This is a genomic window from Tenacibaculum sp. ZH5_bin.1, assembly GCF_042865525.1.
GTDB lineage: Bacteria > Bacteroidota > Bacteroidia > Flavobacteriales > Flavobacteriaceae > Polaribacter > Polaribacter mesophilus.
On record NZ_JBEGIO010000003.1, the window covers coordinates 241572 to 252962 of the forward strand.

General features: G+C 27.9%; 11 protein-coding genes. All 11 read right to left on the reverse strand.

Translation table 11 applies throughout. From position 1 onward, the window contains the following. Positions 1–9: 9 nt before the first annotated feature. On the reverse strand, positions 10–1275 hold the full coding sequence (locus ABHQ57_RS11405; RefSeq protein WP_389863732.1) for a hypothetical protein: 1266 nt from the start codon (positions 1273–1275) through the stop codon (positions 10–12). A gap of 42 nt (positions 1276–1317) precedes the next feature. After that, positions 1318–2205, reverse strand: a complete 888-nt coding sequence (locus ABHQ57_RS11410; protein ID WP_167714264.1) for a glycosyltransferase — start codon at positions 2203–2205, stop codon at positions 1318–1320. Then, entirely contained in the window at positions 2195–2611 is a 417-nt protein-coding gene (locus ABHQ57_RS11415; RefSeq protein ID WP_167714265.1) for a hypothetical protein, read from the reverse strand. Before ABHQ57_RS11415 ends, ABHQ57_RS11410 begins: the two co-directional genes overlap by 11 nt. A 779-nt stretch (positions 2612–3390) precedes the next feature. After that, positions 3391–4701, reverse strand: coding sequence for a DUF7033 domain-containing protein (locus ABHQ57_RS11420; protein ID WP_167714266.1), 1311 nt, complete (start codon positions 4699–4701; stop codon positions 3391–3393). A gap of 11 nt (positions 4702–4712) precedes the next feature. Further along, positions 4713–5201: a DapH/DapD/GlmU-related protein gene (locus ABHQ57_RS11425; RefSeq protein WP_159494529.1), complete on the reverse strand. Its 489-nt coding sequence runs from the start codon at positions 5199–5201 to the stop codon at positions 4713–4715. Then, entirely contained in the window at positions 5174–6355 is a 1182-nt protein-coding gene (locus ABHQ57_RS11430) for a hypothetical protein (protein ID WP_167714267.1), read from the reverse strand. Before ABHQ57_RS11430 ends, ABHQ57_RS11425 begins: the two co-directional genes overlap by 28 nt. Then, a complete protein-coding gene (locus tag ABHQ57_RS11435; protein ID WP_167714268.1) occupies positions 6352–7467 on the reverse strand; it encodes a CapA family protein in 1116 nt (371 codons plus the stop codon). Before ABHQ57_RS11435 ends, ABHQ57_RS11430 begins: the two co-directional genes overlap by 4 nt. Further along, positions 7464–8729, reverse strand: a complete 1266-nt coding sequence (locus ABHQ57_RS11440) for an oligosaccharide flippase family protein (RefSeq protein ID WP_167714269.1) — start codon at positions 8727–8729, stop codon at positions 7464–7466. Before ABHQ57_RS11440 ends, ABHQ57_RS11435 begins: the two co-directional genes overlap by 4 nt. 18 nt (positions 8730–8747) lie before the next feature. Beyond that, on the reverse strand, positions 8748–9716 hold the full coding sequence (locus ABHQ57_RS11445) for a Gfo/Idh/MocA family protein (RefSeq protein WP_159494525.1): 969 nt from the start codon (positions 9714–9716) through the stop codon (positions 8748–8750). A gap of 1 nt (position 9717) precedes the next feature. Further along, positions 9718–10293 (reverse strand): acyltransferase, encoded by a 576-nt coding sequence (locus ABHQ57_RS11450; RefSeq protein WP_159494524.1) that lies wholly within the window; start codon positions 10291–10293, stop codon positions 9718–9720. Positions 10294–10316: 23 nt separating this feature from the next. Next, the gene (locus tag ABHQ57_RS11455) at positions 10317–11387 is read right to left on the reverse strand and encodes a hypothetical protein (protein ID WP_159494523.1); all 1071 of its coding nucleotides are present in this window, start codon (positions 11385–11387) and stop codon (positions 10317–10319) included. Between the last annotated feature and the right edge of the window lie 4 nt (positions 11388–11391).

The following is an 11391-nucleotide window of genomic DNA, read 5'->3' on the forward strand; positions in this document are numbered from 1 at the left end:
ATATTTAAATTAACCGTTTAAAATTTTATTTATTTCACTATCAGACAAACCTTTAGAAATACAAAATTGGTAAAAATTCATTAACTCAAGTAATCCTCTTACCTTTACATAATCCTTAACACAATTATTATCTAAAACACTCATGATCAATCTATCTGGAACAATTTTACCAACAATATCTCTTTTAAACTTTACTATATCTAAGTCAAAATATAAATCTACTCCTCTCTTAGATTGCCCCCACTTTAATTTTTCCTCCAATAACTCTCTAAGTGCTATTTTATTTAATCTTTTTTTAAAATTATATTTTTTATTAACGGGTAGGTTAAAACAATAATTTGCTAGGTCTTCTTCTAACCAAGGAAACAAGCAAATAGATTTTTGAAATCTAGTGGCATTATTAGTTTTTCCCATCATACATTGATGATCATGAAATTTCCCTCTTGAAAATGCCCTAAAGTTAAGGTAGTTATTCTCTTCTACACCTTTTTTTATTTTTTTAAAAAAAATATTAATGTTATGTGCTTCAGGAATTTTAAAAAATGTTGCCAATGATGATAAGTCACCATTAGATTCTGCTGGTGACCTAAAATACCATTTCAACTTATACATCTTTTCTGGCAAAAATTTCCATATCCCTAACATCGATAATTTATATGATAAGTACTGGTGATCTGAAAAAAAGTAGCCGAAATATTCATCATTTCCTAAACCATCAATAAACTGACAGTTTTCAGGACTCAACCCTGTCTTATCAAAAAATATTTTTATAGCAAATAGAAAAAAAAGATACCCTTGATCCATCACAGGAGTTTCCATTGTGCTAAATGACTCCTTAAAAAACTCAGCATTAAAATTAGTTATTATTTCATCTACATTAACAAAATAAGGCTCATGTCCTAACTTTTCACATACTAACTCTAAGTAATGTTTCAAAGCTACATCTTCTTTTCGTAGTAGCGTTAATGTTTTACATTTTATTCCTAAATTAGAAAAGCCTAATGCTAAAGATAAAGAATCTTTACCATCACTTAATAATATGATTGGCTCTTTAGAATTATCAATAACTTTATTAATTGATTTTGATATCTTATCTAAAAAAAAATCGACATTATAATTAGTACTTCCTTCATAATTTGATAAATTATATTTATATTTTTGAAATTCAGTTTTACCTTCATCCTTAATACTGACTCCTTCTTTTAAATTATAAAAGGAATCAGGGCATATCATATACTTTGCAAAAGTGGATACAATTTTATGCTCTGTAATCATTATTTAATTTTTATATTTATTTTCTTCAGGTAATAAGTTTTGTTATCGTAATCCAGTAATAATCTTGTACATTAAGTTTTTTATTTTATATAGTGTAGCATTCATGTGAAAAATAGCAGCTATTTTATCTTTCATGCTAGCTTTATTTTTAAACAAAACTGAAAAAAAATCTCCATGAAACCTATAGTTCTCAAGCTTAATAATACTGGATAACCTTTGTATCTCTGAGGTATTAAGCACATCACTATAACTGTCTAAAAAAAGACGAAAAACTTTCCTTCTACTATTTATTTTTTTTGTTCTTGTTTCAAAATTTGAACTTATCCCTACAGAATTACCAGCATGAATTCGATATTTTAGTACTATATCATCTATTACAATAATTTCTTTAGCAAAATTATCTATATGAAGCCCTGTCCACGCATCTTCGTTTGGTAACGAAATCGGTATTGGAAAAACTCCATTGGCTAATTCATTTGAAATCATCACTGCTCCTCCGCTATTATTCCCTTTTCTATTGTTTTTAGGAATAATAACTCCATCAAATTTTTTGTTTTTTGAAAAAGTAACAATTCTAGATTTTAAAGCTACTTTCTTATTTTTTGATTGACTAATTGCAGCTACCCTACTATTTATAGAGTTTTCTGTTAATATATCATCCCCTCCAAAAAAACAGTAATAATCACCCTTAACCATTTCAAATCCTAAATTATAGGCATTGTTTTTTCCTTTCTTTGTATTTTTAAGTACAACTACTTTTTCCGATTCATATTTTTTAGCTATTTGGAAAGTGTTATCTTCTGACAAATCATCTATTACAACCAGTGTAGCATTTACGTTTTTTTGTAATAAAAAACTCTGAATGGCTTCATCAATATATTCTTGTTCATTGTATACAGCCATTAATACAACTGCTTTTTTATTGTTCATTTTCACTAATATCTTTTTGCTTATTATAACTTAAAATTGCACTAATGAATAGCCAATATGATGTAAATGTATATCCTCTCGCTGAAATCATTTCACCAAAAATAAATATAAAACCTGTCAAAAGTAATATTAAATATTGGTTAGGTCCCTTTATCGATTCTTTATATATTTTTAATAATGTTTTTAGTAATAAAACAACAAGTGTAATAAAAGGAATAAAACCAAATTGACGCCAAAAAGACAACATGTTGTGCATATAAGCTCCTGTATTTCCATAATTATCTCTCACTTCTCCTAGAAAATCTCCAAAAAACCAGTTTTCAGACAATGCAATCATTCCATTATCCAACATTTCATCTCTAGATGATAATGACTTATCTGAACCTGTAATAATAAACCCTATCATTCTATTATTTTTTAACTCTTCTAGATCGATATCATTTTTTATGATATACAAGCTTGTTAAAAAAAACAATGATGCTACGAGTAAAAAAAAGCTTTTTCTTCTAAGCAAAAACATATAGCACATATAAGAAAAAACAAATAGATAAAAGCTTGTTCTAGATAATAACGCAAATAACATAACTGAGCTAAAAAGAAAAGCTATAAACCTTATGTTTTCTTTTTTTATCAGGCTTAAAAACATAAATGCTAAAATGGCATAAGCATCTGCTATTTGTAAATAAATTTTTGCATTATCTAAAAACAAATAAAATCCTCGAGGATTTGTTATTGTATAAAATGACAAAATAAATGTAGACAAAAACCAAGAGAACTTAATACTTAAGTTAAATATTTTAGTTTTATAAAGGTTTTGAAGTTTTACTCCTATAAAAAACAAAGCCAAAGGCTTTATAATAGTATTTGATATTGTTTTGAGAAAGATAATGTTTCCCTGATCAGAGTAATTTTTTACATGAAAGTATAATACTAACTGATAGAAGGTTATATAAATAAATAAAGCTATTAAAAAATATAATGATATATCCTGTTTTAAGGTGTTAATTTTTTTTAATGTAAAAAACATTAAGAATGCTATCAATACTCCTAAAGCAAAAGAAATTAATGCCCCATTAACCCTAACACCTCCATGTACGTATTCAAAATACTTTAAGGTTGGGAGTATAAAAAAGGTATACACTAAAAAGAGTATAAGTAATTTGTTTATTATTTTATCTAAAAACATTATATCACCTGCTCTATTGATTTTTTAAATAATTGCATTAATTTTTTATTATATAAATTCGAATTGTGCCATAAGAACACAAAATCACCCGAATATTTTTTTACAGTTTCAGATATCTTTTTTAAATCAATATTTATATTATTATCAATAATGGTTGTGTCCATAAAACACAATGTTTTTTCTTTAACTTTTAACTTTCTTCGAGTTAAAAAATCAAATAGTGGATATTCATAACAACATCCTGTTCTGAAACCTCCTTCTTTAGAGTAATACAAGCTAGAGTCCCACTTCATATCGTTCTTATCCCAAAGAGCAGCTGTTTTAGGCACTTGATACCTTAAGTAATGCTGCCTCCCTACATTAATAGGAACCATTACATTCTCTTGCAAAGTATGTAACTCTTGCTGCCATATTTTTTCATTGATATGCGAATCATACCCAGGATGAAAACCAATTTTATGCCCTTTATTAAGGATAGCAGCTATTATTTTTTTTATCTTTTTGTTAGATAGGTTGTAGCATCCGTCTAGTTTTTTATTAGATCCTGTCATTAAAAAAAAATAGGTGCTCAATTTTTTTTGGTCGTAAAAATTAAATAAAAAATCAAACGTATAGAAATTATCATTTTTATAATTAATCTTTGTTTTAATGAAATTCAGCAATAATTTAAAAAAATTGACAAAATCCAGTTTTAGTATTCTACCACCAAGTTTTCTAATAGCTTTTTTAGGAGTTGTCCAAGCAAAGGGGTAATCTAAATCATGTGTTACTATTAGATTGTAGTTTCTTTTTTTACGTTCCTTATTATAGCCTATACTAGTCAACATATTCCATAAGAGCTCTACATACTCATTTACTATTGGCCTATCTAAAAAGTTCTGTTTGTATGCTAATGATGAACTCCCAGGAAAACGCCCGTGATTATCTAGCTCCTCAACTACATATTCTTCCCATCTTGTAAGCATAAAAAAAGCACTCGCAAAAATATCAATATCACAAGTTATCGAGTTAGAATTCTTAGCTATGGTTGTTCCTCCATAAATAACTGGTAAATTATCTTCTGGGGTATATTCATTAGTAGCAAATTGTATAGTTATAGGAATATTATTTTTGTCTAAATAAGATAACTCTTGATGAAAGTTACTAAAAAAAGTATCTTTAATAACTATTAATTTATCTTCAACTTGAAGCAACCAATCATTATTTTGATGCTTCTCTACCGTATAATCGACACCTAAAAAAGTAGTAAAAAAAACATCAATGATATACATTCTTTCTTCTAAATTATTATTAGGAACAAAAACTTTCATATTACTATGGTTTATCTATTCTTTACTACTCTTGCAGGATTACCTACTACTACAGCATTTTCAGCTACATCTTTAGTTACTACACTTCCTGCTCCTATTACTGCTCCATTACCAATAGTTACTCCTTTTAGAATCGTTGCTCTTGCTCCAATCCAAACATCATTACCTATAATAACTGGCTTAGAAGTGTGCTTTTGTGCGTTCATTTTTTCTCCTCTATCCATTCCATGGTCTCTTCCCCAAATTATAGTTTTAGGACCAATCATTACATCATCTCCTATGGTAATATCTCCTAAAAAATGACAAAAGGCATTACAGTAAAAATTATCTCCTATGGTAATCTTAGGTGTACCATTTAATCTACAATACGGTTCTATCGTCGCTTTTCCCTTAAAAACCACTGAATAAAACACTGTATTATTATGTATGATTACTTTTTTTCTTCTTAAAAGAATTCTTTTAACTAGGAGTGCTATTTTATTTTTAAAGCTTTTAGGCATCTTGACAAAATAAATTTTACGGTTGCAAATTGGTCAAATATAAAGGGGCTTAAATCTTTAACGTCATAAAGAGCCAAAGAGTTTACCTTTCCTTTAAACACATTATTCTTAAAATGCTTGAAATATTTTTTTCTAAAAAGTAAGTTGGTTATTTCATGTTTCAAATAAATGAAATGAATGCTTCCATTTAAATTTTGAGTATAGCTTTCTACCTTATTATTAGTTGCATCTAGGTATTGTGTATATTGCAAATACACACCTGTAAGGTTACCTAACCTATGCCACATCATTGATCGAAGATTAATTTCCATTAATTTATATTGACCGTCTCTTTCATCATATTTAAACTCAGGTTGTGCTATACCATATAGATTTAAAACTTTTAACAATTCACGACCTTGTTTTCTTACAATTTCTGGAGCTGAATTTACAGCACTAGAAAAAACACCAAATTCATCTGGGTATTGTGTTAGTTTTTTACCAACCCATTCATTTAATATTTTTCCTTCTTTACTTCTATAAGCTGTATACGCATATATATTAGTATCATCACCTGGTATAAATTCAGAAAAAATCAAACTAACATTGTCGTTCAATAAGCTGGTAATTAACTCTAAACTATTATCAAAATCTTGCTTGCTTGCTAAATATAAGTTTCTAAATATTTTTTTTGTATCCGAATATCTCTTAGCAGGTTTCACCAATAATGGGAACATTATATATTGTAGTTCTTTTAAATTTTCTTTTTTATTTACAACTATACTTTTAGGATAGGGTATATTATAATCTTTACAAAATTTATATTGATAATTTTTGTCTAAGCATGAAATTATATTTTCTTTATTAAAAGGTATAAAGCAAAAGCTTTTTATATCTTCATAAATTTCGTGTAAATTTTCTATTTGAATATCATCGGTAGGATAAATAACAATATAATCACATTGTTCTTTTAACTCAAAAATAGCTTCTTTAAGGCTATTAGCTTCCTTGCTAATTATTTTAAAACACTCTAATTTTTTACTTTTAGTTGCTAATGAATTAGAATAAGAAAATAAGGCTATATTTTCTACCTTTTTTTCATATAACTCAGACACTATAGAATAGCCATTTACATAACCTCCTAATATTAAATTGTATGTTTTTTTACTTGTCATAATCTTTTTTTAACCTTTTTCAAAAAAGCCTTAATTCCTAATTGCCTTAAATAAAAAAACATAATTTGAGTGCGCCATAAAATAATACTTAATAAAGTGTTATTCTTTTCTAAAAAAATATAAATTCCTTTAGGTAATTTATACAAAAAAGTTAAAAATTTAAATTTAAACTTACTCAATAATTGAGGGACTCCTTTTTGCTCTTTAATACACACTTCATTATCTTCTTGATATACAAAAACATGACTAAGTTCTTTAACCTCTGTATCAAAAGACACTATGATGGATTTTCTATTAACATTCTTCCATTTTTTATAAGTAGGTTTAAAAACACTGTGATATTGTCTTGTTTGATAATCACACTTAAAATCTTTATGTGGATAATATATTTTTGTCGGTGGCTTTATATGAAAGTTAGGAAAAATAAAATTACCTAAAGACATATATGCTTTTTTTCCATTAAATTCAACTACTCCTTGGAACCTGTGAGAATGCATCCCTATTATCATTGCTACTTTTTCATTCCTTAACAAATCTTTAGCTAATAGAATGTCTTCATACTTTGGTAATGAAACATGCTCTCTTCCCCAATGAAAAAAAAGTATTGCTTTCTTTCCTTCCTCCAAATTTGATAAGTCATCAATAATGTTTTGATAATTTAGAGGATTAATCCCTGGAGTATTTTTATCTGCTATTTGTATTTGATTAAGGTATTTTTTTCCATAATCACAATATCCTAAAATACAATAATCTTTATCTAGTTTTTGATTTAGTTTTGCTTCATTAATATTTAAACCAGCACCAAAATATTTAATATTAAATTTCTTTAAATTTTCTAATGTATCAACAATGCCTTCGTTTCCCTTATCTTGAATATGGTTATTTGATAAATTAACCATATTAACTCCCATTTCTCTAAGTTTCATAGTTGCACTTGAATTTGTGAACAGTGTACACTTATCTAATTCAATATCGTTATCACTAATAGGGTGTTCTAAATTCACAACCCTAAAATCTGCATTATTAAATGATGATACCTTAATAATTTTTTTTGCAGATTTTTTTTGTAAATCTCCCCCCAAAAAAACGTCACCAGTAAAACTTATTTTCATAATTTCCCTTTTATTGATATTCTTCTGACACAATAAAGTAATAATAGATAATGTAAAAAAGTTATAAATGCTATCCAAATTAAAGATTTTTCAAATGAAAAATTCAAGTAACTGGAAAGAGATAGTATAGATATAAATATAACTAATAAAACAAATTGCCATAATAATGAAAATATTTGCTGTTCAAAAACATTTACTATGTTACTTAAAGTTCCTACTATAAACCTAATATAAAACATTGGTATTAATATCTTTGCATAGTATCCTGCAATACGCCACTCTTCACCAAAAACAAATGCAAATAATTCTTCTACAATAAAAAATAATATTAAAAAGAAAGGAGTACCAATCAGTAATAACTTTTTTAATGTTCTTTTAAACACCTTTTCAGCTTTTCCTGTAGTGTGTTTTTCTTTGGTCGCTTCTTGAAAAAACACTTGTCCTATAGCACCCCCAATAAGTGTAGAGGGCATCGCAAGTACCCTACCTACTAATGAGTAAAACCCTAAAGTGGTGATAGAATAAAGGGTTGAAATGAGTATTTCTGTTAATTTGAAAGACAATGTATTACATAAAACTGCCCACATTGAAAACTTAGGGAACCTTTCATAACGCTTAGCTACTCGCTTAATTTTGTCTTTATGTATGCTTGCTAATAATTTTTTATTATCTGAAATATTACTAATCAATTTTATATTGGCAAATAATTGTGATGCTATTTGCCCAGTAATTAGCCCAAGAGCTCCTTTCTTCACCAGTCCAAGACAAACTTGTAATACTGATAGAATAACCGATTTTATAACTTTAGCTTTCGCTAAATCTTTATATTTTTTTATTCTATTATTATAGTAATTTAGCATATTAAAAAGCCCTATAAAAAAGACTGTTAACGGAACAAAATAAAGCCAAAAACCTATTTCTTTATTATCTAATAAACTAACAAAATAGTCTTTAAAAAAAATTACGACTCCAAATAAAGCAACGGATAAAAAAGTTACAATAAGTACACCTAGCGCAAAAATATTAATAGCTTCTTCATCATCTTCAGGTAACATAACTGCCAACTCATATCTTCCGTTGGCAATAGAACCAAAAATAGTCGTTATTGCTAAAAATAAGGTTAATACGCCAAAATCTTCAGGGGTGTAAATTCTTGTAAGTATTGGACTAATTGCTACAGGAATTGCTTGTGCAATAGTAGTTCCCGTCATCAAGGTTAGTACATTTTTTGCAAACTCTGATTTTGGTAAAATGTTTTTCAATTTTTTTTGATATTAAACCTAAAGCTTAAAAGGATGCTTCGCCAAGTTCTTTTGTGCAAAAGGATGGTATTCTCCTTTTAATCCAATAGGTTCTGAATTTCTAATTTTATGTACTATCTCAATTGCTTGCCTTGCATCTTCTAGTCCATATCCATTTCCGTTTAATATTCCTTCATAAACTCTTGTATGTAAATCAGTAAACCCTCCAGAAAACTCTAGTTCTTCTCCTTCAATTGTAATTGATCTATATGTTCTTTGTCCTTTTGCTTTTATTTCTTCTGGTAGAACATCATAATTTATTGATAAAAACCAACGAACTCTTGCTCTTTCAAATTCTAAATAACCTGCCGCTCTATCATGAGTATGAATGTTAACTACATTAGTTTTAACTTCACCAAATATATACGAAAGCATGTCGTAAAAATGTACTCCAATATTGGTTGCTATCCCTCCTGATTTTGTAATATCTCCCTTCCATGAAGTATAGTACCAATTTCCTCTTGAAGTAAGGTAGGTTAAATCTACATCAAAAATTTTGTCTTTAGGAGCTGCTTCTATTTTTTTCTTTAAATCTATAATGCTTTGATGTACCCTTAATTGTAATATATTATATACTCTTTGACCTGTTTCTTGTTCCATTTTCTGGAGCGCATCTAAATTCCATGGATTTAACACTAAAGGTTTTTCACAAATAGCATCTGCTCCTCTTCGGAGAGCCATTCTAATATGAGAATCGTGAAGGTAGTTTGGTGTACAAATACTTACATAATCTAAGTTAATTCCTTCATCATATTTTAACTTTTCTAAATGTCGATCAAACCGTTCTGTCTCAACAAAAAACGCCGCATCTGGAAAATAGCTATCCATTATACCTACACTATCAAATTTATCAAGTGCTGCCAAAAGGTTGTTATTAGTATCTTTAATAGCTTTTAAATGTCTTGGTGCGATATATCCAGACGCCCCAATTAGTGAAAAGTTCTTCATTTTATTTAATTCTTGTTACTGTACTATTTATTAATTTGTATTCTTGTAAGCTTTCTTTACAAGTAGCTATACCTTTTTCATTAAAAATTAATCGGTGGCCGTATTCACTAACCCAACCAATTTGTCTAGAAGGATTTCCAACAACTAATGCAAAATCTGGTACTTCCTTAGTAACTACAGATCCTGCACCTATAAAAGCATATTCTCCAATATCATTACCACATACTATGGTTGCATTTGCTCCAATACTTGCTCCTTTTTTTACCGTAGTTCTCATATACTGTGATCTTCTATTTATAGCACTTCTCGGGTTAATAACGTTAGTAAACACCATTGATGGTCCTAAAAAAACATCATCCTCGCAAATAACTCCTGTATAAATAGAAACATTGTTTTGTACTTTAACATTATTTCCTAAAATAACTTTTGGTGACACTACTACATTTTGACCAATATTACAATGATTTCCTATTTCGCAATAATCCATGATATGAGAAAAATGCCAAATTTTTGTATCTACCCCTATTTCACTTAAACTACTTATCACAGCTGTTTGGTGAGCAAAAAAATGTTCCATAATTTTACAGTACTAATTTAAAATTACACTAATTGACTACTTATTAGGCTCTCTTTAATTTTTTTATACTCTATTTTCACAAAAAAATAACCTACAGAAAATATAGTACATAAAACAAATCCTATGATTAAGATTATCAATCTACTCATACCTGTTTTAAAAGTAGGTGTAAAGATAGGTTCTATTACAATAAAGGTAGGTGTTTGTTGGTTAATCTCTAGTTTAGCGGACTCTAATTCTTTTTCTAATTGAGAATAAATTTCAAATGAAAGATTATACTTTGAGCGTAAATCAAGCAACTTTATTTTAGATTTAGATGTCCCTAAGAAGGAGTTTCTATCTTCAAAACTAGCTAACTGGAGTTGATCTTTTTTAAACTCTTTTTCTTTTTCTTTATATCTCTCTTCTATGAATTCTAGTTCTTTTTTTGCTTTAGCTATTTTTAGCTTTATTATTTCCTTTTTCAGTATTTGTGTAGAGTAATAAACTAGCTCTGATGCTGTTTCAGGAACTTCAGAAGTTGCTCCTAAAGTAATAATGTTTTCATCTTCATTATACTTCAAATAAATTGATTTTAATAAACTTTTAAACATTACCATCTCATTTTTTGAATATTGTACAATTCCAAGCTCATCAGTATAATTATGTTCTTCTCTTTCTTCCTTCTTAAACAATGAGACTAAAAACGATTTAACTTTATTAGTAATTGATTTTGATTTATATTTTAAAAAATAATCTCTATATATTATTTTTTTAACCTTTCCTTCTACCTCTAAAGTAATCGACTGTTTAGATAATTCATTAAGAAAAGGTTTGCTTTTTATTATTTCAGAATATAAAATAGGAGTAATTTCTTCTCCTCCAGATTTATTAGCAGCACCTAAACCAGCGAATGAAGCTAGACTTCCTAGCTTTGAAGCTAAATTACTAGACTGTGTAACTTGTGGTACAAAAACAATTTTAGACTGATAATTCTTTGTATAAATAAAAAATGTGTAGACCACAACAACTATAAAAAGCATGAACGTATTCTTTAAAAGCTTCTTTTTATGTTTATTAACTTTAAAAAAGAAATCTATCAATTCTTTATTCATCTAT

Coding starts and splice junctions, on each gene's coding strand:
- ABHQ57_RS11455 (WP_159494523.1), bottom strand. CDS start 11,387: ATGAATAAAGAATTGATAGATTTCTTTTTTAAAGTTAATAAACATAAA.
- ABHQ57_RS11435 (WP_167714268.1), bottom strand. CDS start 7,467: ATGAAAATAAGTTTTACTGGTGACGTTTTTTTGGGGGGAGATTTACAA.
- ABHQ57_RS11415 (WP_167714265.1), bottom strand. CDS start 2,611: ATGATAGGGTTTATTATTACAGGTTCAGATAAGTCATTATCATCTAGA.
- ABHQ57_RS11425 (WP_159494529.1), bottom strand. CDS start 5,201: ATGCCTAAAAGCTTTAAAAATAAAATAGCACTCCTAGTTAAAAGAATT.
- ABHQ57_RS11430 (WP_167714267.1), bottom strand. CDS start 6,355: ATGACAAGTAAAAAAACATACAATTTAATATTAGGAGGTTATGTAAAT.
- ABHQ57_RS11420 (WP_167714266.1), bottom strand. CDS start 4,701: ATGAAAGTTTTTGTTCCTAATAATAATTTAGAAGAAAGAATGTATATC.
- ABHQ57_RS11405 (WP_389863732.1), bottom strand. CDS start 1,275: ATGATTACAGAGCATAAAATTGTATCCACTTTTGCAAAGTATATGATA.
- ABHQ57_RS11445 (WP_159494525.1), bottom strand. CDS start 9,716: ATGAAGAACTTTTCACTAATTGGGGCGTCTGGATATATCGCACCAAGA.
- ABHQ57_RS11410 (WP_167714264.1), bottom strand. CDS start 2,205: ATGAACAATAAAAAAGCAGTTGTATTAATGGCTGTATACAATGAACAA.
- ABHQ57_RS11450 (WP_159494524.1), bottom strand. CDS start 10,293: ATGGAACATTTTTTTGCTCACCAAACAGCTGTGATAAGTAGTTTAAGT.